Source organism: Thermobifida sp. (assembly GCF_017577275.1).
Taxonomy (GTDB): Bacteria; Actinomycetota; Actinomycetes; order Streptosporangiales; family Streptosporangiaceae; genus Thermobifida; species Thermobifida fusca.
In genome coordinates this window covers 150,496-176,998 of record NZ_PITY01000023.1, presented here as the reverse complement: position 1 = coordinate 176,998, position 26,503 = coordinate 150,496, and the positions used below count along the sequence as shown (strand labels likewise).

General features: G+C 69.7%; 21 protein-coding genes. 12 read left to right on the top strand and 9 right to left on the bottom strand.

Translation table 11 applies throughout. The features are described 5' to 3' along the window. The first annotated feature begins 156 nt into the window (after positions 1 to 156). Both CW348_RS11845 and CW348_RS11840 read left to right on the top strand, forming a co-directional pair. A complete protein-coding gene (locus tag CW348_RS11845) occupies positions 157 to 3,381 on the top strand; it encodes a glycosyltransferase (RefSeq protein WP_061784014.1) in 3,225 nt (1,074 codons plus the stop codon). Next, positions 3,378 to 4,793, top strand: coding sequence for a DUF5719 family protein (locus CW348_RS11840; RefSeq protein ID WP_104613105.1), 1,416 nt, complete (start codon positions 3,378 to 3,380; stop codon positions 4,791 to 4,793). The genes CW348_RS11845 and CW348_RS11840 overlap by 4 nt, the downstream gene beginning before the upstream one ends. Positions 4,794 to 4,857: 64 nt before the next feature. Here the strand turns inward: CW348_RS11840 and CW348_RS11835 are convergent, their stop codons facing one another. Further along, positions 4,858 to 5,253: a metallopeptidase family protein gene (locus CW348_RS11835; protein WP_173668267.1), complete on the bottom strand. Its 396-nt coding sequence runs from the start codon at positions 5,251 to 5,253 to the stop codon at positions 4,858 to 4,860. Positions 5,254 to 5,428: 175 nt separating this feature from the next. On the opposite strand from CW348_RS11835, the gene CW348_RS11830 reads away from it, so the two are divergent. From CW348_RS11830 to CW348_RS11810, 5 genes are all read left to right on the top strand, one after another. Continuing rightward, positions 5,429 to 5,845, top strand: a complete 417-nt coding sequence (locus CW348_RS11830) for a DUF3499 domain-containing protein (RefSeq protein ID WP_038044087.1) — start codon at positions 5,429 to 5,431, stop codon at positions 5,843 to 5,845. Between the two features lie 180 nt (positions 5,846 to 6,025). Continuing rightward, positions 6,026 to 7,393 carry a phosphomannomutase/phosphoglucomutase gene (locus CW348_RS11825; RefSeq protein WP_011292933.1) on the top strand — a complete coding sequence of 456 codons (1,368 nt, stop codon included), beginning with the start codon at positions 6,026 to 6,028 and terminating at the stop codon, positions 7,391 to 7,393. Between the two features lie 41 nt (positions 7,394 to 7,434). Continuing rightward, positions 7,435 to 7,611 carry a Trm112 family protein gene (locus tag CW348_RS11820; RefSeq protein WP_011292932.1) on the top strand — a complete coding sequence of 59 codons (177 nt, stop codon included), beginning with the start codon at positions 7,435 to 7,437 and terminating at the stop codon, positions 7,609 to 7,611. A 74-nt stretch (positions 7,612 to 7,685) separates the two neighbouring features. Further along, positions 7,686 to 8,795, top strand: coding sequence for an SIS domain-containing protein (locus tag CW348_RS11815; RefSeq protein ID WP_104612792.1), 1,110 nt, complete (start codon positions 7,686 to 7,688; stop codon positions 8,793 to 8,795). A gap of 30 nt (positions 8,796 to 8,825) precedes the next feature. Continuing rightward, a complete protein-coding gene (locus tag CW348_RS11810) occupies positions 8,826 to 10,091 on the top strand; it encodes a serine/threonine-protein kinase (RefSeq protein ID WP_104612793.1) in 1,266 nt (421 codons plus the stop codon). Between the two features lie 32 nt (positions 10,092 to 10,123). Here the strand turns inward: CW348_RS11810 and CW348_RS11805 are convergent, their stop codons facing one another. Next, on the bottom strand, positions 10,124 to 11,374 hold the full coding sequence (locus CW348_RS11805) for a hypothetical protein (protein ID WP_016189171.1): 1,251 nt from the start codon (positions 11,372 to 11,374) through the stop codon (positions 10,124 to 10,126). Between the two features lie 220 nt (positions 11,375 to 11,594). Here CW348_RS11805 and ahcY point away from each other — a divergent pair, with 220 nt between their 5' ends. Then, on the top strand, positions 11,595 to 13,031 hold the full coding sequence (gene ahcY, locus CW348_RS11800) for an adenosylhomocysteinase (RefSeq protein ID WP_011292928.1): 1,437 nt from the start codon (positions 11,595 to 11,597) through the stop codon (positions 13,029 to 13,031). 494 nt (positions 13,032 to 13,525) lie between these two features. On the opposite strand, the gene CW348_RS11795 is transcribed toward ahcY, so the two are convergent. Next, entirely contained in the window at positions 13,526 to 14,278 is a 753-nt protein-coding gene (locus tag CW348_RS11795; protein WP_011292927.1) for a ZIP family metal transporter, read from the bottom strand. A 72-nt stretch (positions 14,279 to 14,350) separates the two neighbouring features. Further along, entirely contained in the window at positions 14,351 to 15,145 is a 795-nt protein-coding gene (locus CW348_RS11790; protein ID WP_016189170.1) for an RDD family protein, read from the bottom strand. A 152-nt stretch (positions 15,146 to 15,297) separates the two neighbouring features. Here CW348_RS11790 and CW348_RS11785 point away from each other — a divergent pair, with 152 nt between their 5' ends. Beyond that, on the top strand, positions 15,298 to 16,293 hold the full coding sequence (locus tag CW348_RS11785; protein ID WP_011292925.1) for a stage II sporulation protein M: 996 nt from the start codon (positions 15,298 to 15,300) through the stop codon (positions 16,291 to 16,293). A 33-nt stretch (positions 16,294 to 16,326) separates the two neighbouring features. Here the strand turns inward: CW348_RS11785 and CW348_RS11780 are convergent, their stop codons facing one another. From CW348_RS11780 to CW348_RS11760, 5 genes are read right to left on the bottom strand one after another with little or no spacing between them, the layout of a single operon-like run. Then, positions 16,327 to 17,628: a DUF58 domain-containing protein gene (locus CW348_RS11780; RefSeq protein WP_104612794.1), complete on the bottom strand. Its 1,302-nt coding sequence runs from the start codon at positions 17,626 to 17,628 to the stop codon at positions 16,327 to 16,329. A 36-nt stretch (positions 17,629 to 17,664) separates the two neighbouring features. After that, positions 17,665 to 18,648 carry a MoxR family ATPase gene (locus CW348_RS11775; RefSeq protein ID WP_011292923.1) on the bottom strand — a complete coding sequence of 328 codons (984 nt, stop codon included), beginning with the start codon at positions 18,646 to 18,648 and terminating at the stop codon, positions 17,665 to 17,667. Then, positions 18,645 to 19,793, bottom strand: coding sequence for a DUF4350 domain-containing protein (locus tag CW348_RS11770; RefSeq protein WP_011292922.1), 1,149 nt, complete (start codon positions 19,791 to 19,793; stop codon positions 18,645 to 18,647). The genes CW348_RS11775 and CW348_RS11770 overlap by 4 nt, the downstream gene beginning before the upstream one ends. Next, positions 19,790 to 20,401 (bottom strand): DUF4129 domain-containing protein, encoded by a 612-nt coding sequence (locus tag CW348_RS11765; RefSeq protein ID WP_011292921.1) that lies wholly within the window; start codon positions 20,399 to 20,401, stop codon positions 19,790 to 19,792. The genes CW348_RS11770 and CW348_RS11765 overlap by 4 nt, the downstream gene beginning before the upstream one ends. Beyond that, positions 20,401 to 21,522 carry a hypothetical protein gene (locus tag CW348_RS11760; protein WP_152436266.1) on the bottom strand — a complete coding sequence of 374 codons (1,122 nt, stop codon included), beginning with the start codon at positions 21,520 to 21,522 and terminating at the stop codon, positions 20,401 to 20,403. The genes CW348_RS11765 and CW348_RS11760 overlap by 1 nt, the downstream gene beginning before the upstream one ends. A 612-nt stretch (positions 21,523 to 22,134) precedes the next feature. On the opposite strand from CW348_RS11760, the gene mtrA reads away from it, so the two are divergent. The 3 genes from mtrA to CW348_RS11745 are packed head-to-tail and all read left to right on the top strand — an operon-like array spanning position 22,135 to position 26,450. Next, positions 22,135 to 22,812 (top strand): MtrAB system response regulator MtrA, encoded by a 678-nt coding sequence (mtrA, locus tag CW348_RS11755; protein ID WP_011292919.1) that lies wholly within the window; start codon positions 22,135 to 22,137, stop codon positions 22,810 to 22,812. Positions 22,813 to 22,833: 21 nt separating this feature from the next. Further along, positions 22,834 to 24,573: an MtrAB system histidine kinase MtrB gene (gene mtrB / locus CW348_RS11750; protein WP_011292918.1), complete on the top strand. Its 1,740-nt coding sequence runs from the start codon at positions 22,834 to 22,836 to the stop codon at positions 24,571 to 24,573. Then, complete coding sequence (locus CW348_RS11745; RefSeq protein WP_011292917.1) at positions 24,570 to 26,450, top strand: LpqB family beta-propeller domain-containing protein; 1,881 nt, start codon at positions 24,570 to 24,572, stop codon at positions 26,448 to 26,450. Before mtrB ends, CW348_RS11745 begins: the two co-directional genes overlap by 4 nt. The last annotated feature ends 53 nt before the right edge of the window (positions 26,451 to 26,503 follow it).

Below are 26,503 nucleotides of genomic sequence, written 5' to 3'. Positions count from 1 at the left end.
CCGCCCGGAGAGTTGCAGACGGCATACCTTCGGGCGGAGGCCTGCGGGAAGCCGAGACCCACGGGAAGCCGGAGTGGCGTATCGTGATCCTCCGATAGAGAACTGACCGCAATAACCTTTTTGCCCATTGTGTAAACCCTGAGGCGACCACCAGCAGTGTTACCCCTCGATTTCGCCCGGCATATCGTCACCGCCGTCGTCGTCACCCACGACGGCGCCCGCTGGCTGCCGGAGACGCTGGAAGCGATCCGCTCCCAGACTCGGCCGGTGCAGCGCATCATCGGCGTCGACACCGGAAGCCGTGATCGCAGCGGGGCCATCCTCGCCGAGTACATCAACTCCGAGATGATCCTCACCCTGCCCCGCACCACCGGGTACGGGGAAGCGATTCAGGCAGCTCTCGACCATCCCCGGTCCCGTTCCCAACTCGCCGACACCGAGGGAGCCGTGGAGTGGATCTGGCTGATCCACGACGACTGCACCCCCGAGCCGGATACCCTCGCCCAGCTCCTCGCCACCGCAGACGAAAACCCGCGGGCCGCCGTCCTCGGTCCTAAACTCCGCGACTGGTTCGACCGCAGGCTCCTCCTCGAAGCCGGTGTCACCATCGACGGCGCGGGACGCCGCGAAACCGGGCTGGAGTACGCGGAAGTCGACCACGGACAGCACGACGGCACCCGGCAAGTCCTCGCCGTCTCCAGCGCATGCATGCTGATCCGCCGGGACGTGTGGGAAGAACTCGGCGGATTCGACCGCTCGCTGCGGCTGTTCCGCGACGACATCGACTTCTGCTGGCGGGTCGGCGGTGCCGGGCACCGGGTCCTCATCGTCACCGACGCCGTCGCCTACCATGCCGAAGCCGCGGCACGCCGTCGCCGCCACATCCACGCCACGAGCGACCACCCCCGCCGCATCGACCGGCGCAACGCCCTCTACGTCCTGCTCGCCAACCTGCCCCTGGGGGCGATGCTGGCCGCGCTGCTCCGCAACTCCTTCGCTTCGTCACTGCGCGTCCTCACCTACTTAGTCGCCAAACAGCCCGCCAACGCCCTCGACGAGGCGGCAGCCATCACGTCCGTGTTCTTTGTGATGCCGTTCCGGCTGGTGCGGGCCCGGATCCGCCGCCGCCGGGGACGGCGCCGGACCTACAGCGCGATCCGGCCCTTCATGGCGCGCGGGGTAGCGCTGCGCCAGTTCACCGAAGCCGTCGCCAACCTGCTCAGCGGCGACCCCACCCCCTTGGACCGGCCGGGCCGCCACCACGCGGTGACCGTGGCCCCCCAAGCCGACGAGGACGACGACCCCCTGCAGGACGACACCGGCCTGCTGCGCAGGACGATCACCAATCCCGCGGTCCTGACGATCACCGCGCTCACCGTCGTCGCCCTCATCGCCGGGCGCTCCCTGCTGTTCGGCGACCGGCTCGCCGGAGGCGCCCTGCCGCCCGTGTGGGGGAGCGCCACCGACCTGTGGGACATGTACCTGGCGGGCTGGCACGACGTGGGCGTCGGCTCGGACGCTGTGGCCCCGCCCTACCTCGCTGTGCTCGCCGCGCTCTCCACCCTTGCCCTGGGCAAGCCGTGGCTGGCGGTTGTCGGCATCCTCCTCGGCTGTGTGCCCCTCGCAGGCTTCACCGCCTACCGGCTCGCCCGCCGGGTCGTGCGCTACCGCCCCGCCCAGTTGTGGATGGCCGCCTCGTACGCGCTGCTGCCCGTGGCCACGGGAGCGATTGCGCAAGGACGGGTCGGAACCGCTCTCGTCCACGCGCTCTTCCCCGTCCTCGGACTGCTGGTCACCAGGGTGCTCACCCTCAACCCGCGCCGCTCCCGCCGCGCCGCGTGGGCGCTGGGCCTGCTCCTGGCCCTGCTGATGGCGTTCGTGCCCCTGGTGTGGGTGCTGGCCCTGGTCACCGGGGTGCTCATCGCCATCGCGTTCGGGCACCTCGGCCGCCGCTTGCAGGTCAGCCTGGCCATCAGCCTGGTCACCCCGCTGGTGCTGCTGCTGCCGTGGACCGTGGAACTCTTCCGCCGCCCGTGGCTGTGGCTGCTGGAAGCGGGGATCAACCGCTCCGACATCGTCAACCCTCAGCTCCCCGCCGAAGCCCTGCTCCTCCTCTCCCCGGGCGGGCCGGGCGCCCCGCCGCTCTGGGTCACCGGGGGCTTCGTCGCGGCAGCGCTGTGCGCCCTGCTGCTGCGCCGCAACCGGATGCTGGTGGCCGCCGGCTGGTGTGTTGCCCTCTTCGGCATCCTCATCGCCATCGTGGTCAGCAGGCTTCCGCTGTCGCTCTCCGCTACCACGGACTCCACGGCCTGGCCAGGTGTGGCTCTGGCGTTCGCCTCCACCGCGATGCTGCTGTCCGCGGCCACTGCCTCCCAGTCCTTCAGCGACCTGTGGCGGCTGGGCTGGCACCGCCGGCTGTTCGCGGCTACCGCGGCCCTGCTGGCGTTGACCACCCCGCTCTCGGCGGCGGGGCTGTGGATGTGGCGTGGCGTGGAAGGACCGCTCACCGGCGATGCTCCCCCCGCGCTCCCGCCCTTCCTGGAGTCGGTGAGCGCCGACGGCACCCAGCCGCGCACCCTCGTCATCTCCCCGCGGGACGACGGGGTCGTCAGCTACACCGTGCTGCGCGGCCAGCCGCCCCGGCTCGGGGAGCCGCAGATCCCGCCGGACCCTGCCGTGGACGGACGGCTTGGGGAAGTTGTGGCCGCCATGGCGGCCGGCCGCGGCGGCGACGACGCCGCAGCCCTCGCCGAGTTCGGTATCCGCTACCTTGTCGTCCCCGCGCCCGCGGTAGGCGACGCCGTGGACCGCACCCTGGTGGACGCGATCGACGCCCTGCCCGGCGTGGAACGCCTCCAACTCACAGAAGAATTCGCCCTGTGGCGGCTGCTCGCGGAAACGGGACGGCTCCGCATCGTCGGACCGGAAGACGACGCCGAACCGATCGTGCTCCAGTCCGGCCCGCTCGACGCCCAGGTCACGATTCCCCCCGGCCCGGAAGGCCGCCGTCTGCTGCTGGCAGAACCTGCCCGAGACGACTGGCAGGCGACCCTGGACGGCCGGGTGCTCGCCGGGGCGGCCACCGAATGGGGGATGCAAGAGTTCTCCCTGCCCCCCGAAGGCGGCACGCTGGTCCTCACCTACACCGGCACAGCCCGGCAGGTGTGGCTCGTGATCCAAGCCATCCTGCTCATTGTGGTGGGAGCGCTGGCGCTGCCCGGCGCCAAAACCGAGGAAGACCTGCGTGAGCAGGCAGCCCAACCGGCGCTGCGGCCCCGCCGGCCCCGGGGACTGCGCCGCACCACGGAGGGAACCCGCCGGGCGGGCCGCGGCCGCCGCGGCCGACGGCACAGCCGCCAGCGAGGAGAGGGGGCCCAGTGAAACTGCTGGTCGAGAACCGCTTCACGCTACTGTTCCTCGTGGTCGTTGCGCTGTCCGCACTGTTCGGGGTAGCGCACCTGACCGCTGCCGCGCTGCCGTCCTCCACCGCGGACGCCGAGCCCGTGCTGGCCCCGGTCGAGTCCACCACGCGGCTGTGCCCCACCCCTCAAGGCGAGGAGATCCGCGCACTGGTCGCCGGGTACGCGCCTGGCACCCAGGACACCGACGACGGCGTCCTGGAGACCGCCCCCAACACCGCCGACGCCAGCCCGGCCCGCCCTGCCACCGAGGTGGGAGAGCCGTGGCAGCACGAACCGGAGGAAACCGAAAGCGGCACCGTGGTCCGGGCGGAGCGCGGATTCGCTGCCGGAGCCGAGATCACCCACCTCACCGCCGGGGAGAGCGGAACCACGGAGGCGCGCTGCGCGGAACCGTCCTCCAGCACCTGGTTCGCCGCCCCCGGCGGTACAGAACTCAAAGACCTGCGGCTCCACTTGGCCAACATCGACGAGACCGCGGCCACCGTCAACGTGGACCTCTACGCGCCTGACGGCCCCACCTTCTCCCTGGAGACTCGGGGGATCACGGTCGACCCCTACACGGAGGTGGAACTGTCGGTGCTGCCTCTCGTCGAGCACGCTGAAGCGGTCGCAGTCCACGTCCGCACCAACGCGGGCCGGGTCGCGGCCGCACTGTACGCGCAACGCTCCGGAAGGGACGCCGACTGGGTTCCCGCCACTGCCGCGCCCGCCACCAGCCATGTGATCCCTGGCATCCCCGGCGGGGACGGCAACCGGCGGCTGATCCTCGCCGCAGTCTCCGACGAGCCCACCACGGTACAGCTCCGCCTGCTCACCCCGGACGGCGAAGTGGACGCGGAAACACTGACCGACGTGGAAGTGGCCCCGGCCGCCACCACCCGGGTGAGCTTGGAAGGCCCCATGGAACGCCGGGACGCCACCCTGGTCGTCATCGCGGACCACCCCGTCGTGGTCGGCGTGGCCATCCGCCACCCTGACGAGGGCGCCGCCTACACCGCGGCCACCGAGCCGCTCACTCCGGGGCCTGATGCCCGCGCGGTCGCCCCGCCCCCGTTCGACGACGCCGAGCACGCACTGCTCCTGGGAGCACCGGAAAAAGCCGCCACTGTCACCCTGACCCCAGTCGAGGCCCGCGGGGAGCAAGGCGAGCCGCTCCGCGTCACCGTGGAAGCCGGCAGCACCCTCGCCCCGGACCTCGACCCGGCGGACGGGGCCGTCGCCTGGCTCGTCGAAGTCGTGGAAGGCGGGCCTGTGCACGCGGCGCGCATGGTGACCGTGGACGGCACCAGCAGCGTGCTGCCGCTGCTGCCTGCCCCTGTCCAGGTGCCGCTGCCCCCGGTCGTCAACAGCATGACCGGCATCGTGCCCTGACGGGTGCGCTACGCACAGTGGGGGTGGCCGTAGCCCACGGCCACCCCCACGATCCAGGTCTGACTCAGGCCTCTGGGTCGACTGTCTCCGGTTCAAGTCCGAGGAGATTGGCGACCTCCTCAACCACCGTGTCGTAGACGAACAGGGCCATCTCTTCGGGGTCTTTGGTGCGGATTTCTACCGGGCGGCGGTAGACGATGATGCGAGCCCGACCGGACTTCGACGTCTCCAGTCGGGAAAAAGGGATGCCGTCCTCAGCGGTCACCCCGCGCGGCACTTGAGGGACGTCTTCGACGAGGAATTCCACGTGGGCGAGTTCCCGGGCCCACACCCGCTCCAAGCGTTCGACCGCGTCAAGAACGAGATCGTCGAACACCTGCGCCCTGCTGCGCGTGAGGGGAACTCCTGGAGGCGTCAGTGGGCCGCGAATGCCTCGGCCCCGGCGGTCCCGGCGTCGTATACGTCCGGCCTGCGATTGGTTAAGGTGCAAGTGTCGCACACTTTCGAGCCTAAGACATGACAGCCCCGCAACGCAGCCTTGGGGAGGCCGGAAGGTGTCCGATTTCGCTCCGACAGAGGGGACACCCTACGGCGAAGGTGGCAGAGTGGTCAGGAAAGGGATACCGTCTGTCTACGTGAGCGTTAGCAGACGCTGTTCGCGCACCGCGTGCAGGCAGCCAGCAGTCTTCACGCTCACCTATGTCTACGCAGACTCCACTGCGGTGCTCGGCCCGCTCGCTGCATACGTCGAACCGCACTGCTACGACCTGTGTGCGATGCATGCCGACCGGCTGACCGCGCCACTCGGGTGGGAGATCGTCCGGCTGCCCGCTGACACCGCGACCGGAGGACCGGGGAGCGACGATCTGGAAGCGCTCGCCAACGCGGTGCGCGAAGCGGGACGACAGCCTGTCAAAAAACCGCGGCCCGAGCCCACCGGGCAGGGGATCGAGACCATCCGCCGTGGGCACCTTCGCGTGCTCCGCTCCGAACCGGTCCGCCCCGACGACCAGCCCGACCGCCCTCCGCGCCGACCCCCCTACGACGTGTGAGGCCCCCGAGGATGGCGGTCCGCACGACACGAGGCCGGGCACGGATCGCGCCGTGGGACGGCCGTCACAGTACCGTTCGGTCACCTAACGCGAAACCGGCGTCTTGTACGTTGGACCCTGCGGGCCGCAGCGGCCCGTGCCACTGACCATCGGCCGCTTATCGACACCTCCGGAGCTACTGTGGGTGACCTCGGTCAGATTTTTAAGGCATACGACATCCGGGGCGTCTTCCCCGACACGCTCGACGCGGATATCGCGCGGGCAGTGGGGGCGGCGTTTGCGCGCATCGTCGACGGCGACACGATCGTCGTCGCCCACGACATGCGCCCCTCATCCCCCGAGCTGGCCGCCGCGTTCACCGAGGGCGCTAACGCCCAAGGGCGCGACGTGATCATGGCGGGCCTCGGATCGACCGACCTGCTCTACTTCGCTTCGGGCAAGTTCAACATCCCCGGAGCCATGTTCACCGCCAGCCACAACCCTGCCCAGTACAACGGGATCAAAATGTGCCGGGCCGGGGCAGCGCCCATCGGCGTGGAGACCGGGCTGGCGGAGATCCGGGAACTCGTCGAACAAGGCGTCCCCGCCTACGACGGCCCTCGCGGAACCGTCACCGAGCGGGACCTGCTCGCCGACTACGCCGCGCACCTGCGCAAGCTCGTGGACCTTTCCGGGATTCGCACACTCAAAGTCGTGGTGGACGCGGGCAACGGAATGGGCGGACACACGGTGCCCGCGGTCCTCGGCGACCAGCTCCTGGACGCCCTCCCCTTGGAGATCATCCCCCTCTACTTCGAGCTGGACGGCACCTTCCCCAACCACCCGGCCGACCCGATGAACCCCGCCAATATCGTCGACCTCCAGGCGAAAGTCCGCGAGACCGGGGCCGACATCGGCTTGGCCTTCGACGGGGACGCCGACCGCTGCTTCGTCGTGGACGAGCGCGGCGAGCCGGTGCCGCCCTCGGCGATCACCGCGCTGGTCGCGGTCCAAGAACTCGCTCAAGAACCGGGCGCGACCATCATCCACAACCTCATCACCTCCCGGGCGGTTCCCGAGATCGTGGCCGAGCACGGCGGGGTCCCGGTGCGTACCCGGGTCGGCCACTCCTTCATCAAGGCCGCCATGGCCCAGACCGGAGCGATCTTCGGCGGCGAGCACTCGGCCCACTACTACTTCCGGGACTTCTGGAAGGCCGACACCGGCATGCTCGCCGCGATGCACGTGCTGCGGGTGCTGGGCACGGACCACCGGCCGCTGTCGGAGATCACCGCCGAATACACCCGGTACGTGGCCTCGGGAGAGATCAACTCCCGGGTCGCCGACCAGGCGGGACGCATGGCAGCGGTGGAGGAGGCATTCACCGGGCGCGCGGATGTGGAGAGCGTGGACCACCTTGACGGTCTCACCGTGAACCTCACCGGGAAACGCTGGTTCAACCTGCGGGCGTCCAACACCGAGCCGCTGCTGCGGCTCAACGTGGAGGCCCCTGACACCGAGTCCATGGCGGAGCTGCGCGACGAGGTCCTGGCGATCATCCGGGCCTGACCGCTGCACCTGGCGCATCCGACAACAGGAGGAAGGCTCCTATGAGCACCAAGATCGACGAATGGCTGCTGGAAATCCTGGTCTGCCCGCAGAGCAAAGCTCCGCTGCGGCTGGACGAGGAAGCCGGTGAGCTCGTCTGCGACGAGAGCGGTCTCGCCTACCCCATTCGCGACGGGATTCCCGTCCTGCTCGTCGACGAGGCCCGCAAGATCGAATAGCACTGGCGTAGGGCATGCCCCGGTCCGGAGCACCGTGCTCCGGACCGGGAGGCTCGTCGAGAGGGGAAACGGGCATGGCATTCGTGTTCGAAGAGCACCGGCTCGACGACGTGGGCACCGACCCGTCGCTCGATCCGGAAGGCCTGCTGCGGCAGACCGCTACGGCTGCCGCCCAGGTCCGCCAGGCTCGCACTGTCGCAGCGCATTCCGGGCTCAGCCTGCTCGCTGACGACGGCCGACCGCGGTCCGTGGTCGTCGCGGGCACCGACGTCGCCGCGTTCGCCGGAGCGGTCCTCGAAACCCTGGTCGGGGTCAGAAGCCCCGTGCCGATCGTCACTGTGACCGGATGCCGACTGCCTGGCTGGGTGGGAGTGCCCGACCTCGTCATCGCCGTGTCGACCGGCAGCAACCAGGAGGCGGACACCACCCTGCGGCTCGCCGCAGAAGCGGTACGGCGCGGCAGCCGGTTCGTGGCGGTAGGACCGCGGAGCGGGCCCTTGCGGGAGCTCGCCGAGCGGGCCCGTGCCCCTTTCATTGCCCTGCCCATGGTCGGAGAGCCGCGGACCCTCCTGTGGTCCCTCACCGTCCCCCTGTTCGCCGCGGTGGAGCAGGCCGGGATCCGGGCGTTCACCGACGCTGAGCTCGACGCCGCTGCCCAGCGTCTGGAGGAGGTCGCCCACCAGTGCCGTCCCACGGTCGGTATCGAAGACAACCCGGCCAAGGAACTCGCTCTGGCGTTCGCGGACACTCTGCCCGTGCTGTGGGGCGCGACCCCTCTCACCGCGCTCGCGGCCCGCTGGGCAGCCGTCCAGTTCGCGGCCAACGCCCGCTACCCGGTGCTGCTCCCCAGCCCTCCCGAAGCCGCCTGGGCGCAGCCCGCGGTCCTCACCGGGCCGTTGCAAGCGTCGCGCGGCCTGTTCGACGATCCGGCAGACGCCCCGGGAATCCGGATGCGGCTCCTGCTTTTCCGCGACGACGAAGCCCTGCCGGAGGAAGCCGCGGACCTCGCACGGGCCGAACACACGGCAGAAACAGCAGAAGTGCTGGTGAGCGAGGTTGCCGCGCAGGGCAGGAGCCCGGTGGAGCGGTTGGCCGGTTTGATCGCTCTCATCGATTACGCCACTCTGTATCTCGCAGTGGCTTATGCCGTGGAACCCCTAACACATACTCTGGTCGTGCGCTGACGACGTCCACGACCGTTCTGGAGGAGATCGATGCCCGGTCCCGAATCGCTGCAGCCGAACGACCCCACCACGTTCGGTCAATACAGCGTGATTGGACGTCTAGGGCGCGGGGGCCAGGGAATCGTCTACCTTGCTCGCGACTCCGAAGGCCAGAAATACGCGATCAAGGTGCTGAACGAGCAGTGGTCGCAGGACACCGAACTGCGTAAACGGTTCGAAAAGGAGGTTCGTGCTGCACAGAAAGTGGCCTCCTTCTGCACCGCTGCGATCCATGAGGCCAACCTCGACGCTGACCCGCCCTACGTGGTCAGCGAATACGTGGAAGGGCCGGACCTGCAAGAAGCGGTGTCCAAGGAGGGGCCGCGCAAGGGGGCAGCCCTCCAACGCCTGGCCGTGTCCACCGCGACCGCGCTGGTCGCCATCCACCAGGCGGGGATCGTGCACCGCGACTTCAAACCCGGCAACGTGCTGCTGGGCCCCGACGGTCCGCGGGTGATCGACTTCGGTATCGCCCGGGTCACGGACAGCACCGCGACGATGACCAACTCCATCGTCGGCACCCCGTCCTACATGGCGCCGGAGCAGATCACGGGGAAGAACATCACCGACAAGGTGGACGTCTTCGCCTGGGGCTGTGTGATGGCGTTCGCCTCCACCGGCAACGCCCCCTTCGGCTCGGACAGTGTGCCGGCGGTCGTGCACCGGGTGGTCAGCGCACCCCCGGACATCAGCGAAGTGCCGGAGCCGTTGCGGGAGATCGTCGCCGACTGTTTGAACAAGGACCCGGACAAGCGGCCCACCGCTAAGCAGTTGCTGATGCGCCTGCTCGGCCACAACGTGGAGGACGAGACGAAAGTCTCCACCTCGCAGGCAGTGGAGGAGGGGGAGAAGCGCGCGATCAGCCCGACCCCCTCCGTCTCGCCTTCCCCGAATCAGCAGGCCAGCGAGGGGGGCCCGCAGACCCCGTCCCCCCCTCAGCCGCCCCCCGCCCCGCCCACCCCGCCGCACACCGGGCCGCAGTCGGGCTACCGGTACCCCCAACCGGGCCCGTCGGTACCCAACCCCAACTCGGGGGGACGGGCGCATCCGAACGTGACGACGCACAGTTCGATGCCTTCGCTCCCGCCCCACCCCCCGATCACGACGCCGCGGCCGAACTATCCCACGCTGCCGCAGACCACGAGCCAGCAGGCAGACGACCCGGTGCTCTCGCAGGGGTGGGTGCTTCCCGCCGTCATCGTCACCATCATCGTGCTGCTGCTGATCCTGCTGCTGATGGCGGTGGCGGAGAGCTGACCCCGCCGCAGCCGGCGGATCGGCTGCGGCGGTCAGGCCATCACCGAAGTCAAACGGTCGACGGCGCGGGAGATCGCCTCGTCGGTCAGCGCCGCCACTTCCGGCCAGCGCTCATCGGCGCTGTCCGAAGAGAGCAACGTCACACAGTCGGTGGGGGCCAGGTCGAGCGCGTCCTCGATGCCGCGAGGGGAGTCCACCAGGGCGTCAGCGGTCACCGCGAGCACCCCGGTCGCGGGAGCGCCAACCCCCTGCACGGTGAGCAGGAGCCGCAGGGTGCTGTTCGTACAGGTGGCTTCCAGACAGACCCACCAGGACGGGTGGGTGCGGGCAAGGAGCGCCCGGTCTGCGGCCAGCTCCACCCGGTTCCGATGCTCGCCCAGTTCGGTGGAGTCGCCTGAGGTCACCCGCGCGCTACTGGCCGGATCGAGCTGGCGCAGCACCATGGAGAGCGCGGGGGCACGCTGCCGCAGGTACTCCAAAAGCCGCCGGTAGACGGTGCGGGCCAGGGCCTGCCCGTACTCGGCGGGATCGTCCCGCTCCGGCACGGTCCAGCTCAGCTCCCCGCGCAGCACAGCGATCTGCAGTTCCGCGAAGAGCGCGATGAGGGGGAGGTGCCGGTCCGGGGATGAGGCAGCGGGCGGCCAGGGAAGCTGCATCGCGACCGCCCGATGGTCGGCGATGAGCGGCGGATGGTTGGCGCGCATGAGCGCTACGGAGGCGACGGCCCACGCCAGCGGGTCAGTGCCCCGCGGAAACCGCTCCTCGGCGCCAAGCTCGCGCTGCGCCTCTTCGGCAGCCAGGTAACCCAGTGCCGCGCGGACCACCGGATGGGTTGGGGTTGCGGCAAGATCAGCCAGGACTGCGGCGAGGCGTTCTCCCAGGCCGGGCGTGGACTGCCCGGTAAGAGAGCGGGCAGCCTCGTCGAGGTAGGCGCTGGACAGGCGTTCCCCGGTGCGGCTGGCTTCCGCGAGCGAGATGAGGGTGTGTTCCTCCGCGGCGAGCTGCTCCCGCAGGGCGGCATCAAGCGTGTTGTCGCTGTCGAAGCCGTCCACGACGAGCCGTTCCGCGGTCTGCTCGGAGACCGGAAGAGTCCCTCGCAGCCGGTGCAGTGCCAGGATGTGTCTGCGAAACAGGCGGGCCCTGTGGGCCGGCCACTGGTGGCTGGGGCGCCGCCGCTGGTTGGCGGTCCACACGTCGCGGAGTCGATCCAGTTCGACGAGTCGGCCCCGCACGTCAGGGGGCAAGCGGTCTACAGCAGGGTCAAGGTCGCGCAGCGAACTCACATGACACACCGTTACCCACAGGGAACCGGCAAAACCTCATCTATGCCAACCTATGACCTTTGAACGGGAGAAAACCTGACGTTCGTGGGCATCCCGCTGCACGACTGCGGCGGGTCCGCCGAGAATTTCTGAGATCATGACGCGGTCGCGTTGACGATGCCCGTCGACTTCCCGCACTCGTAGACTCAGAGCGCATCCTTCAGGACTGGAGTTAAGACGCATGGCTTTCGACTTCAAGGTCGCCGACCTCTCGCTGGCCGAGTTCGGTCGCAAGGAGATCCGTCTCGCCGAACACGAGATGCCCGGGCTTATGGCCACCCGGGCAGAATTCGGACCGAAAAAACCGCTTCGGGGTGCGAAGATCACGGGCTCGCTGCACATGACCGTTCAAACCGCGGTCCTGATCGAGACCCTGGTGGAGTTGGGCGCTGAAGTCCGCTGGGCGAGCTGCAACATCTTCTCCACCCAGGACCACGCCGCCGCGGCCGTGGTGGTGGGTCCGGACGGAACCCCGGACAACCCGCGCGGGGTGCCGGTGTTCGCGTGGAAGGGCGAAACGCTCGAAGAGTACTGGTGGTGCACGGAACAGGCGCTCACCTGGCCGGACGGCGAAGGCCCGAACATGATCCTCGACGACGGCGGGGACGCCACCATGCTTGTCCACAAGGGGGTGCAGTACGAGAAGGCGGGGGCGGTCCCCGACCCGGATACCGCAGACAGCGAGGAGTTCCGCATCGTCTTGGAACTGCTCCGCAGGACCTTGGCGGAAAACCCCCGCAAGTGGACAGAGATCGCCTCCCGGATCAAGGGGGTCACCGAGGAGACCACGACCGGGGTGCACCGCCTCTACGAGATGCAGCGTTCCGGCACGCTGCTGTTCCCGGCGATCAACGTCAACGACTCCGTCACGAAGAGCAAGTTCGACAACAAGTACGGCTGCCGCCACTCGCTGATCGACGGCATCAACCGGGCCACTGACGTGCTCATCGGCGGCAAGGTCGCGGTGGTGGCCGGATACGGCGACGTCGGTAAAGGCTGCGCGGAGTCGCTCCGCGGCCAGGGCGCCCGCGTCATCGTCACCGAGATCGACCCGATCTGCGCGCTCCAGGCCGCTATGGACGGCTACCAGGTGACCACGCTCGACGAGGTCGTCGAGACCGCCGACATTTTCATCACCGCGACGGGCAACCGGGACGTCATTACTGCCGAGCACATGGCCCGGATGAAGCACCAGGCCATCGTCGGCAACATCGGCCACTTCGACAACGAGATCGACATGGCGGGGCTGGCCGCGATTCCCGGCATTGAGAAGATCGAGATCAAGCCGCAGGTGCACGAGTGGCGCTTCCCGGACGGGCACTCCATCATCGTGCTGTCTGAGGGGCGCCTGCTCAACCTGGGCAATGCCACCGGGCACCCCAGCTTCGTGATGTCCACCAGCTTCACTAACCAGGTCATCGCGCAGATCGAGCTGTTCACCAAGACCGACCAGTACCCGACCGGCGTGTACGTCCTGCCCAAGCACCTCGACGAGAAGGTCGCCCGCCTGCACTTGGACGCACTCGGCGTGAAGCTGACCCGGCTCACCAAGGAACAGGCCGAGTACATCGGGGTGGACATCGACGGCCCCTACAAGTCCGACCACTACCGGTACTGAGCCGCCCCGGGCCCGGTGCCGCGGGAATCGCGTGGCGTGGCACCGGGCCGCGGTGGCCCTCCACTCTCGCCCTGCCCGGTAGGTGCGTGACGCAGCGCAGTGCCCCGAGCGTGGACAACACCGACGCGGTGGACCGCGGAACGGGAAAAGCGGGCGGGGTGGGCGATCGGCTGCCGCCCGCTTCCCAGGGTGTGCCGTGTCGTACGATCACTCTGTCACGCACTGTCGCGGCCCGCAGCGGACGATGGTCCGGACGTTGGCCTCGGAAGGACCCGGGCCGCACGTCATGCCCGAAGGCGCCGGGAACCGCCGGAAGAGTCCGCCGGCTCCGCGGCCGCCCACCGCCCAAACGCCCTGCGGGCGGCACGGGGCCGCTGCCGTAAGGGGAAGACCAGGGCAGCCGCTTTCCGTACGGCCCAGCACATGCGGACCGGCTGGCGCCTCGCATCCGGCAGGCTACGCGTAGGCGCGTCCGTGTCCCAGCGAGAAAGCAGTCACAGTTCGACCCGGGTGAGCGTGAAGGCGATCAGAAACCCGCTCGTGGTGATGAGCCCGGTGAGCAGATGGGTGCGCGCGAACGCTTCCGGGATCATCGTGTCAGCGATCATCGCCAGAATCGCCCCGGCAGCGACCGCGGTGATGACGGCGACGGTGACCGGGGACGCGGTCTCCAACAGCAGGTTTCCGGCCAGGGCAGCCACCCCGGTGAGGACCGCCACACTGCCCCACATCCCGAAGACGTAGCCTGCGCCCCGACCGGCCTCCCGCATGCCCACCGCGCTCGACAGCCCTTCCGGGATGTTGGAGAGGAAGATCGCGGCGAGCACCGCCACCCCGATGCCGCCTTCGAACAGCGACAGTCCGAGCACCACCGACTCGGGGATCCCGTCGAGAAGCGAACCGACGACGATAGCAGCGCCGCTGCCCTGCACCTGGGTTTCGGACGGCTGTCCAGGGCCGGACCGTTTACGGTGCTGGGCGCCCCGCCGGGCAAGGAGCGCGTTGACCGCCACATAGCTGACCGCCCCGGCGACGAAACCGACCACGGTCGGGAGCAGCCCGACCGACCGCTCGGCCCTGTCGACGAGTTCGAACGCCATGGCCGAGATGAGGACGCCCGCGCCAAAAGCCACGGTGCCCGCGATCACCTGCGGTGAAATCCGCAACCACCAGCCAGCGGCCGCCCCGATCAGGAGGGCGCTTCCCGCCAGCAGCCCCCAGCATCCCGCCTCCGCCCACAAAGGCATCGCTTCTCACCCCCCACCCGAAGGCCACTGCCCCCAGGCCGCGGAGGAAACATGCCTGCGGCGGAGTCCGTCTCACCCCGCAGAGGGGCCGTGGATCTGGGCGAACCGCTCCGCCTCGCGCCGCCGTCGCTCTGCCAGCACCGCGGCCAGGTACTCGGGCGGGCTGGCCTGCGGGGGCGGCGGAGGAGACACGTACTGGGAGACCGCGGTGGCGAGCTGGATCCCCAGTTCGTAGCGGGTCTGGTGATCGAACGCGAGGTAGCGGGTCAGATACTGGTAGGCCACCGCGGCGAGGTCAGCGGGGAGCCGCGACAGCTCCGCGGTGCGTGCCCAGTCCGCCATGGGCGGGGGCATGTCGATCACCGGGGTGATCCGGTGGCCGGTGCGTTCCTGGATCACGATGGTGCCGGCCAGGAAGTCACCGATCCGGCGGCCCTGGCGGTTCACCAGCGAGCTGGCCAGCCCGACCACGCCGCTCGACAGCCAGAACTCCACGATCGCGGAGAGCGCTCGGGCCAGAGACTGCCGGAACCGCACCGGCGTGCCGTCCGCACTGACGACCCGCAGGCCCAGGGCGAGCTTGCCGAGGCTGCGCCCCCGGCTGAGGGTTTCGAAAGCCACCGGGTAGCCCACGACCGTCAGCACGGTCAGGGTCAACCCGATGGCGACGGGCAGCGCCTCGTCGAGGTTCCCTTTGGTGAGCAGCGCAAGAGTCAGAAAGCTCGCGACCAGGGCGGCAAACTGGACGAGGAAGTCGATACCGAATGCGACCGCGCGGCTGGCGAACCCGGCAGGGCGCAGGTCGAGGGGAACCGCGTCCCCGGTCACCAGGGAGGTCGAGCCACCGTACCCTGCGCTGTGCGACACCGTTCTCTCCTCACGCGTCGGGGAACTGTGGCGGGCCTCCGCACGCGGGGCACGCCGTACCGTTTCCGGAACCTGGATCCAGTCTTTCAGACTGCCGGAAGCACCCCACCGATGGAAAATCCCGCCTAGCAGACAGCAAGTAGAGTCGAGATGTGGATCTTGACCTCTTCATTGCCGAGCGGCGTCCTGCCTGGGAGCGGCTGCAGACCCTGGTGCGCCGCCACCGCCGCCTCACCGGGGAGGAAATCGACGAACTCGTCGACCTGTACCAGCGGGTCGGCACCGACTTGTCGGTGCTACGCTCCACGGGACACGACCCGGCGCTCGCCGGATGGCTGTCGGGCCTGGTGGCGCGCGCCCGCGCCGTGATCACCGGAGCCCACGCGGGATCCTGGCGCGACTTCACCCGGTTCTTCACCCGCGTTTTTCCCGCCACCCTGTACCGGCTGCGCTGGTGGTGGCTGGCCGTGACCGCGGTCAACCTCGCGGTGGCTTTCGGGGTGGGAGTCTGGATCGCGACCACCCCCGAAGCCCAGACAGCGATGGGAACCCCCGAAGAGATCAGGGCCTACGTCGAGCACGACTTCGCCAACTACTACGTCGAGCATCCAGGGGCGTCGTTCGCCGCCCTGGTGTGGACCAACAATGCGTGGGTGGCCGCCCAGTCCATCATCTTCGGCGCGTTCCTCTGCCTGCCCGCCGTCTACGTGCTGCTGCTCAACTCCCTCAACCTGGGAATGGCCGGCGGTCTGATGGCCGCCCACGGCAAAACCGACATCTTCTTCGGGCTCATCCTCCCGCACGGCCTGCTGGAACTGACCGCGGTGTTCATCGCCGGCGCGGTCGGGATCCGGATCGGCTGGACTTTCCTGGCCCCGGGGCCGCGACCCCGCGTCCAGGCAGTGGGCGAGGAGACCCGCGCTGCGATGGGGGTGGCGCTGGGGCTCGTCGTCGTGCTGTTCGTCTCCGGCCTCATCGAAGGGTTCGTGACCGGCTGGGTGCACATCACCTGGCTGCGGATCGGGATCGGCGTGGCCGCGGAAGCGTGCTTCCTGCTCTACGTGTTCACTCTGGGCCGCCGCGCAGCCCAGGAAGGGGAGACCGGCGACATCGCAGACGCCCCGCAGACGGTCGCGGTCGCAGGCTGACCCACCGTGGGGCGGCCTGCCGCAGACGTGCCGCTACAACCGCCCTTGGGCTTTCAACGCGAGATACGCGTCAGCCAGCGCCGGAGCGAGCTCTTCTGCGGGAGCCTCCACCACTTCCACGCCGCGCCGCCGCAGCTCCGCGGCGATACGGCGGCGCTCCGCGAGGGTGCGCTGCGCGGCGGCAGCCCGGTACACGGCCTGCGCATTCCCCCGCTCCGCGGCTATCCGGGTGACATACGGGTCGGCCACGGACGCCACGAGCACGAGGTGGCGGGCGGTCAGCGTGGACAGCCGAGGCAGCAGGCCAGTCTCCACAGCAGCAGGGGTGAGGTCGGTAAGCAGCACGACGAGCTGACGGCCGCGGCGCGGGCCGCTCAGGATCGCGGAGACCATGCCGGCCGCGTCCAGCTCCACCAGTTCCGGCTCTAGCGGCGCCATCGCCGAGACGATCGCCGGCAGGGTGCTGCCCCGCCCCTCCGAGCGCACTCGGGCCCGCACCTGACGGTCGTAGGCGAGGAAGTCGACCCGGTCCCCGGCCTTAGCCGCGAGCGCGGTCAGCAGCAGTGCCGCATCCATGGCGTGCTCCAGCCGCGGCAGGTCGCCTACCCGTCCCGCTGACGTGCGACTGGTGTCAAGCACCAGGAGGATGCGGCGGTCGCGTTCTGGACGCCACGTGCGCACCACCACCGTTTCCCGGCGCGCGGTCGCCCGCCAGTCGATCGACCGGACGTCGTCACCGGGCACATATTCACGCAGCGAGTCGAACTCGCTGCCCTGGCCGCGGACCATGGTGCGGTGCTGGCCTTCCAGCGCCTGAAGCTGCGACAGTTTGCTGGGCAGGTGCCGCCTGCTGCGGAACGGGGGAAGCACCCGCACGGTCCACGGCGCCGTGTGCGAGGACTGGCGTGCCGCCAAGCGCAGGGGACCGTAGGAGCGCACGGTGACGTGGGCGTTGTGCTGGTCGCCGCGCCGGGTCGGCGTCAACGCGGTCCGGACGAGCCGCTGCCCTCTCGGCGGGACCACCAGGTCGTGGGTGCGCGGGGCCGCTCCGGCACTGGGCCGCCACGCGTCGCGCACGGTGGCACGCAGCGGACGCCGCCCCGGGTTGGCGACCACCAGCCACACCTCGGCCTGCTCTCCCAGCCGCACCGACGTGTCCCCGCCGTGCGTCAACCGCACGCTCCGGGAGTTCGCGGCCAGCGCGAGATCCACTAGCAGGACCGTGAGCAGGAGTCCCAGAACCACCCAAGGCACCCAGCGGCCCGCGGGGGCAGCGATGAAGGCTACCGCCACCCCGACGAACGCCAGGAACACCGCACGACCGGTGACCGCCATGAACACCCTTCCTGGTTGTGCCCGACCGATGAGCTGTCAGCGGGGGACCGGCACCGACGCCAGCACGCCGTCGAGCACCCCGTCGGTGCTCGCCCCCTCCAACTCCGCTTCGGCGCGGAGCACGACCCGGTGGCGCAGGGTCGCTTTCGCTAGGGCTTTCACATCGTCGGGGGTCACATAGTCGCGGCCGGACAGCCACGCCCACGCCCGGCTCGTGCGCAGCAGCGCGGTCGCCCCGCGCGGGGAGGCGCCGAGCAGCAGCGAGGGGGACGTCCGGGTAGCGCGGCACAGGTCCACGATGTAGCCGAGCACTTGGGGGGAGACGTGGACCTGCTGCACTGCTGCGCGGGCAGCAGCGAGCTCGGCGGCCCCCGCCACCGGACGCACCCCGGCCGCGGCCAGGTCGCTGGGGTCGAAACCGGCGGCGTGCCGGGAGAGCATCTCGACTTCCTGGTCCCGCTCCGGCAGCGGCACGATCAGCTTCAACAGGAAGCGGTCGAGCTGGGCTTCCGGCAGCGGATAGGTGCCCTCGTATTCCACCGGGTTCTGTGTGGCGGCCACCACGAACGGGTCGGGCAGCTCCATCGTCCGCCCGTCCATGCTGACCTGGCGTTCTTCCATCGCTTCCAGGAGCGCCGCCTGGGTTTTAGGCGGGGTGCGGTTGATTTCGTCGGCCAGCAGCAGGTTGGTGAAGACCGGGCCTTCGCGGAATTCGAACTTCGCGGTCCGCGCGTCGTAGACCATGGACCCGGTCACATCGCCCGGCATCAGGTCGGGGGTGAACTGGACCCGCCGGGACTCCAGCGACAGCGCGGCAGCGACCGCCCGGACCAGCAGCGTTTTGGCTACGCCCGGCACGCCCTCCAAGAGGATGTGACCGCGACACAGGAGCGCGATGACCAGTCCGGTCACAATCTCTTCCTGGCCTACGACGGCTTTGGCGACCTCGGACCGCAACGCGATCAGGGCCTGCCGTGCCGTATCGGCGGACGCCTGGGAACCCGGGTGGACGTCGCTCACGACTGCCTTACCTCTCTTTCAAGTCGGTCGAGTTCGTCGGCGAGCCGGACCAGATCCGCGTCAGAGCGGAGGAAGGGGTCGGCTCCGTCCGGTTCGCCGTACAGCAGAGCGTGCACCTGCTGAGGGGAGGAGGCGCAGCGTGCGGAGACAGCCGCCGCTACCGTGTCGGGGGCGGCATCAGGGCCGAGTCCCAGCACTGGGCGGAGCCGGTCGACCACGCCGGATCGTAGCGCGGCCGCGGCTCGGTCCCGGGCACGCCGGGACGTGTACAAGCGGGCCCGTCCTTCCGTGGTTTCTGAGGCGCGCACCACGACGGGCAGCCGTTCCGCGACCAGCGGCCCCAGCCGTCGGCCGCGCCAGAACGCCAGCAGCGCGAACGCGGCCACCAGCACAGGCAGGGACAGCACGAATCCGGGGTGGATCAGCTCGTGCAGTTCCGTGGGCTGCGCCGCAGCGGGCGCGGGGATGAGCCACACCACGTCGCGCCCGGCCAGCAGGTTGAGGAGCAGCGCCGCGTTGCCTTCCAAAGCGAGGGAGTCGTTGCGCAGCGGCTGCTGGGAGCCCAGCACGGTGATCGTGCGCCCCGCCTCTTCCACCTGCACGAGGGAATGGCCTTCCTCCCCCGGATAGCAGGCGAGGGACCCGCCGGTGTAGAGCGTCTCACCGAGTTCGGCGCTTCCCGCCATGACGGCGGCCTGCAGCGAGCAGTCCGGTTCGAGCGGTTCTGCGGGCAGGGAGGAGGCGGCCACTTCCACCCCGGGTGCGGCTGCTTCGAGCAGGTCCGGGGTCGGCTGCACCAGAAGCTGGTCGCCGGGCAGGTCTGTGAGGCGTGCGACATCGTCGGGCCGCAGTTCGTGGCTGCGCACCACGAGGAGGACCGTGTCCGGTCCCGCTGCGGCGGCCGCTGCGTCGACGCTGCGGGCCACGGTGACGTCAGCGCCCCGCTTCCGCAGGATCTGCGCGAGCGCCCGGGATCCTTGCCCGGTGACCGCCTCCGGGTCGAGGTGCCCCACGGGCCGGGTGGGGGAGCTCACCGCCACGAGCGCCGCGATCCCGACGGCGGCGAGGACGAAGGCAAGCGGTCCACGCGTCCGCCGCCACAGGTCGCGCAGGCTCGGGGAGAACGCAGTGGAGGGAGCGGTCATGACACGGACTCCGACGGTAGTGCAGGCAGGGCGCGGCGCAGGGTGTCATCCAACGCGCACACCAGGCGGTACCCTTCGGCGGTGGCTTCGCGGTCGCCGTACCAGACGTCGTTGAACAAAGCCGCGACCCGGTGCAGTTCGGTGCGCTGGTCCGGGAAGACCGCGGAGGTCTCCACCGCCCATTCGGTGGCGGTACGCCCCAGCCGCGGGGTGAGTACGGCGTGGTCTTCCAGGTCGCGGACCACCGCGCGGAGCCGTTCCCGGATCGCTTCGGCGTAGGCGCCGCGGGCCGCATGCTCGTCGGCGAGGGCCCGCTGCTCGTCTGTGCTCAGCGTGCCCGCGGAGTCGAGGACCGCGGCGCGGCGCGCAGCGCGGCCGGGGCGGAGGTACCACAGGAGCGCAGCGACGAGCAGGGCGAGGACGACGAGCAGCGCTCCCAGGGTCCACCAGCCTCCGGGCAGCGCTGTCTGGGCTGCCCCGAGCAGCTCGCCCAGCAACCGGTCCACCCAGCGGAAAAAGAGGTCCAGCAGGGACGGCCGGGCTTCGTCGTAGACGGGGTCGGACAGCTCCTCCCAGGCGAGGCGCGCCCCTTCCTCGCGGCTCACCATCACGACCTGCCCGCCGGCTGTGCCGGAACTGTGGCTGCCAGCAGCTCAGGACCGGGGGTGGCGCCGGCCCGCACTGCTTCCCGCACCCGCAAGTCCAACCCTTCACGGCGCATCCGCACGTCCAGGTAGAGCAGGGCAGTCACCCCCGCGGTAAACGGTTCGCTGACGCACCCGGTCACGAGGAGGCCGAGGAAGGACAGCAGGGCGGCGAGCACGGACGTCAGCGCCGACTCGCCGAGGGGGACTTCGACGAGTACCGCGGCCAACGAGAACGGGGTGGACAGCACGTTGGAGAGCACGCTGGAAAGCAGGAGAGCGAGGAAGAGCACTGCGGCGATCCACCAGAAGTTGCCTGTGCTCAACTGCCAGGAGCGGGCCAGCGCGCGCCCCGGCCCCACCCGTTCCACGACCGCGGCGGGCACCGCCAGCGATGTCTTCACCATGAGCCAGCCGAACAGCGCGATGAACCCGGCGAAGAACAGGAGGAAGAGCAGCAAGCCCAGCGGAGGCAGGAGCACGAGCAGCACGCTGGTGATCAGCAGCCCGAGCACCAGCACGATTGCCGCCGCTGTCACGAGTCCCAGGTAGAAGCCGACCAGTGCCCACAGGCTGCCCCAACTGCCGCGCAGCGCCGCGGCGGTTTCCCGCAGGGAGAGCCGGCGGCCGAGCACGGCTGCGGCGACCACGGTGCTGAGCAGGCCGGAGAGCAGCACACTCCCGAGGAACTGCAGCAGCGCGCCGAGGTAGACACTCACTAGTGCGGTCCCGGACAGTTCCAGGTCCTCCGGGTTGACGATTTCCGAGCTGAAGAAGTCGGCGTACGCGCCGGTGACGTCAGCGAGCCCCAGGGCAGGCAGCAGGCTGGTGAGCGCCACCACGAGGAAGCTCAGCCCGAGCACGGTCCGCGGATTGTCGCGCAGGTAGCTGAATCCGCCGTTGAGCAGCTCCCCGAGCGAGTGCGGGCGCAGCCCCACAGCGGGGGAAGGGGCAGCCGGGGCGGTGGTCGGAACGGAGAGGGGAGGGGCAGCCGGACCGGACGGGGGCGTCCACCCGTGCTGGGCAGCCGGGCCGGACGGAGGCGCGTGCTGCGGCGGAGGAGGCGCCCCCGGGGCAGCAGGCACGGTTGAGGATCCCGGAGCCGCCCACGGACCGGGCGAAGAGGTTTCCGGAGCAGGCGGGACAACGTGATGCCCCCCATCGGGACCGTGTTCTGGGGTAATGTCCTGACCGGGGGGCTGGCCGGGAGAAGCCCCCCCGCCCAGGGCACGCCACTGCTGACCCTCCTCGGACATGAAACCTCCTGTAGCAACCGTGCAGGCGGGTGTGCCTCCGTGATACGGCACTCCCACGCTATGCGAGTCTCAACCTACTGCCGGAAATTCCGCGGCGAGGACCCCGACCGCGTATCGTCCGACCTGCAAACATCCGCTGGTTTTGTATGCTTTTGTTATCTGACGTCCTGACTTCCGCAAAGAACGCAGCGGCCCGCGCTGGACGGAACGGCAGACAGGCGGCAGTGTGGGCACAGTGGCCCGGAGCTCATCGCCTGCTGATGCGGGATGCTGACGGGACGTCCCCCCGCAAACAACAGCCCAAGGACGGCCGGTCAAGCTGACGGGGCCCGGCTGGAAGAGTTTCGAAGTTCTGCCCCTTGCGAGTGTCCGGAAAGGAGAAGGCGGACCGGAGTCGTCCCTCAAAGTAAGTAAGGGATGTCGACCGACGCCGGAGAATTGATGAAGGGACGCGTGCTGGTCGTCGACGACGACCTCGCTCTGGCCGAAATGCTGGGCATCGTGCTCAGAGGCGAAGGCTTCGAGCCGTCGTTCGTGCACGACGGGGACAAAGCCCTGGAGGCCTTCCGCGAGACCAAACCCGACCTGGTGCTGCTGGACCTCATGCTTCCCGGTGCGGACGGCATCGATGTGTGCCGCCAGATCCGCGCCGAGTCCGGAGTGCCCATCGTGATGCTCACCGCGAAGAGCGACACGGTGGACGTGGTGCTCGGCTTGGAGTCCGGTGCCGACGACTACATCGTCAAACCGTTCAAACCCAAGGAACTGGTGGCCCGGATCCGGGCTCGGCTGCGCCGTACCGAGGAGCCCGCACCCGAGATCCTGCAGATCGGTGACATCACCATCGATGTCGCCGGACACTCGGTCCGCCGCGGCGACCAGGTCATCAACCTCACCCCCCTGGAGTTCGACCTGCTCGTGGCGCTCGCCCGCAAGCCGCGCCAGGTCTTCACCCGCGAAGTCCTCCTGGAGCAGGTGTGGGGATACCGGCACGCCGCGGACACCCGCCTGGTCAACGTGCACGTCCAACGGCTCCGCGCCAAGATCGAGAAGGACCCCGAGCACCCGGAGATCGTGGTCACGGTGCGGGGGGTCGGATACAAGGCCGGTTCTCCCTGACGGCTTTTGAGGACGGAAGCGGTGACGGACAGCGTCCAAGCCCCGAGTCCGAACGCGGCCGCCCCTGCCCTGGAAGGGGAGGCCGCGTTCACACGGTGGCAGCGGATGGGCAACGCACTGCGCGCCGGATATGTGGTGACCCAGCGGCTGGCCCGCGGTCTCGTCACCGCCGTGCACTCGCGGTGGCGGCGCTCCCTGCAGCTCCGGGTGGTCACCACCACCTTGATGGCCTCGGTCCTGGTCACCGCGATTCTGGGGTTCTTCATGGTGCAGCAGGTCCGCTCGGACCTGCTCAAGGCCAAGGAGCAGGCCGCGTTCAGCGACCACCACATGGGGCTGACCGCTGCCCTGGGCATCCTCCAGGACAGCGGACAGCAGGACCCGGAACGCCAGCTCGACGAGATCGTCGAAGAGCTCAGTGCACGCAGCGGTGCCACCGGGTTGTACGACGTGGTGATCCTGCCCTCGGTGGGCGGCATGACGGGCCGGGCGAGCGGCGGCGTCGGCGAAGCGAGCATTCCCGCACAGCTCCGCGAGGAAGTGCAGAACAGTAACGGCGACACCCAGCACGGCCGCTACACCGAGATCATCCGCGGCCCCAACCGGGAACCCGGGTTGGCCGTGGGCGCCCAGTTGTCCAGCGCCTACGAGCTGTACTACCTGTTCCCGCTCGACCACGAGCAGCAGATGCTCGACCTGGTGCAGCGGACCTTGGCGCTCGTCGCTTCCGTCATGGTCCTGCTGTTGGCCGCCATCGCCTACGTGGTGACCCGCCAAGTGGTCACGCCGGTCCGGCAGGCCGCCAGCTCCGCCGAGAAGCTGTCCTCCGGTGACCTGTCTGAGCGGATGGAAGTCCGCGGGGAGGACGACTTGGCGCGCCTGGCGGTGTCGTTCAACGACATGGCGGGCAGCCTCCAGGAGAAGATCCAGGAGCTGGAGGAGCTGTCCAAGGTCCAGCGCCAGTTCGTCTCGGACGTCTCCCACGAGCTCCGCACCCCGCTGACCACGATCCGCATGGCGGGGGACCTGCTGTTTGAAGAGCGCGACAGCTTCGACCCGACGGTGCGGCGCTCCGTGGAGCTCCTGCAAAGCCAGTTGGAGCGCTTCGAAGAACTGCTCAACGACCTGCTGGAGATCAGCCGGCACGACGCCGGCGCCGCCACGCTGGCTTTGGAACGCGCCGACATCCGCGACTCCGTGCTCCAAGCGGTCCGGGAAGCCGAACAGATCGCGGAGAAGCGCGGGATCAAGGTGATCCTGCGCCTGCCTACCGAGCCGTGCACCGCCGAGTTCGACTCCCGCCGGATCAACCGCATCCTGCGCAACCTCATCGTCAACGCCATCGAGCACAGCGAAGGCAAGGACGTCATCGTGACCGCGGCCGCAGACCGGGACGCCGTGGCGGTAGCGGTCCGCGACTTCGGGGTCGGCCTCAAGGAAGGCGAAGAGCACTTGTGCTTCGACCGGTTCTGGCGCGCCGATCCCGCTCGGGCCCGCACTACGGGGGGAACCGGGCTCGGCCTGGCGATCGCCAAGGAGGACGCGCAACTGCACGGCGGCTGGCTCCAAGCATGGGGACGGCCGGGGAAGGGCGCCCAGTTCCGGCTGTCGCTTCCCCGGGTGGCCGGCACTGAGCTGCGCGGCTCCCCGTTGCCGCTGGTCCCGCCGGAGATGGCGTTAGGGGGAAACCTTTCGGTGTTGAGCGGCCAGCAGGTCGACTTGGAGACCGGGCGAGGAACAAGCGCGGGGGAGGAAGCGTGATCGGACAGGCGAACCGGATTGCTGCCGCGGTCTCGACCGCCTGTCTCGCTGTCCTGCTTGCCGGGTGTGCCACTGTCCCCACCGGGGGGCCGACTTTCGAAGGCCGCGGGGGCGGCGCCCAGGGGCAGGTGGACACCTTCACTCGCCTGCTTCCCGCCGGACCGCAGCCCGGCTGGGGAGAGAACGCGCTGGTCCGCGGCTTCCTCAAGGACTTGGGCAGTTTCGAGGAGAACCACGAGGCGGCCCGGCTGTACATGACCGAGGAGTGCGCCGACGTCTGGCAGCCCAGCGACCGGGTGCTCGTCTACGAGGAGATGGATGCGGTCCGCTTCGACGTGGAGACGGTCGAGGAGGAGCGCGCGGCACGGGTGCGGGTCCGCACCCCGCTGTACGCCACGATCCGCCCGGACGGCCAGTACGTGCCCGCCTCACCGGGAGAAGCGATCGACGTCGTCTTCGACCTGACCAAGGTCGACGGCGAGTGGCGGATCGCGAACCTGCCCGACACCATCCTGCTGAGCCGCCAGGACGTGGACCGGGTGTACCGCCCGCTCAACCTGTACTACTTCAACCGGGACATGAGCACCCTGGTACCGGACCCGGTGTTCCTGCCGGTGAGCTCCGCGGTGAACATCACGGAGCAGCTCTCCCAGCGGCTGGTCACGATGCTGCTGGACGGGCCCACGGACTGGCTGGCGCCCGCGGTGCGCACCTCGTTCCCCGCGGGGACCACCGCCACCGTGGAGTACTCCTCGGGCAATGTCACCGTGAACCTCGACCACCGGGCCGCGGCCGCCGACCCCCGCCGGCTCTTCGGCATGGGCGCCCAACTGGTGTGGACCCTCAAACAGCTCCCCGAGATCCAGGAGTTCACGCTGCGGCTCGACGGCGAAGAGGTGGAGCTCCCCGGAGTGGAGGACGGGGTGCTGCAGGCCAGCAGCCAAGAGTGGAACTCGGTGAACCCGGCGGGAATGACCGGTTCGCCGCGCGCCTACTTCCTGCGGGACGGCCAACTGTGGTCGCTCGACGTCGACCAGCGGGAGGCTCTCGTGCCCGGGGCGGCCGGGCACGGACGCATCCTGGTGGAGGAGCACGCGGTCTCGCTGGACGAGACCCGGGTGGCGGGCATCATGCCGGACGACGACTCGGTCCGGGTCGCTCCGATCGCCGAGGACGGCGAGTATACGACCGTGCTCCAGGGAGGCGACTACACCTCGCTGTCGTGGGACGGCTACGGCAACCTGTGGGTGGTGGAGGACCTTTCCGCGGAAGTCGCCGAGGCGGAGCGGGAAGAGGATCTCGCGGACGACACCGAGCCGGGCGACACCGCGGTGGGGAGCACGGAGCGCCGGGAAACGGACCGCGGAGAGAAGCGCCAGGTGACCCGGCTGTGGCTGCTCGCCGAGGATGCGGACCCGGTCGAGGTGCACGCGCCGGAGCTCGCCGGGGTTCCCGTCACTGAGCTGCGGGTCTCCCGGGACGGCACCCGGGTGGCGGTTCTGACCGGAGGCGCCGACGGCGGCCAGGTCCTGGTGGGCCGCGTGGTCCACGGCGAATCGACGGTGAGCCTGCAAGCCTTCCTGCCCCTGGCCCGGGACTTGGTGACCGTCACCGACCTGTCGTGGCGCGGTGCCGACCAGCTGGCGGTCCTGGGGCAGAAGGAGCGCGGCGCGATCCAGGCCTACCTGGTGTCGCTCAACGGCAGCGGGGAGTCCACCAGCGCGGGCGCGGTGACCGGATCGGACATGAAGACCATTACCGCGGCCCCGGGAATGCCCCTGCTGTCAGGGACTGAAGAGGACACGATCTCCTCGTCCAGCGACCGCCTCATGTGGCGGCGGGCAGTGGAGGGCACCAAACCCGTCTACCCAGGCTAAGCGGCGGCCTTATCCACAGCCTGGCGGTGCGGGGTGCTGCATCCCGCCGCGGA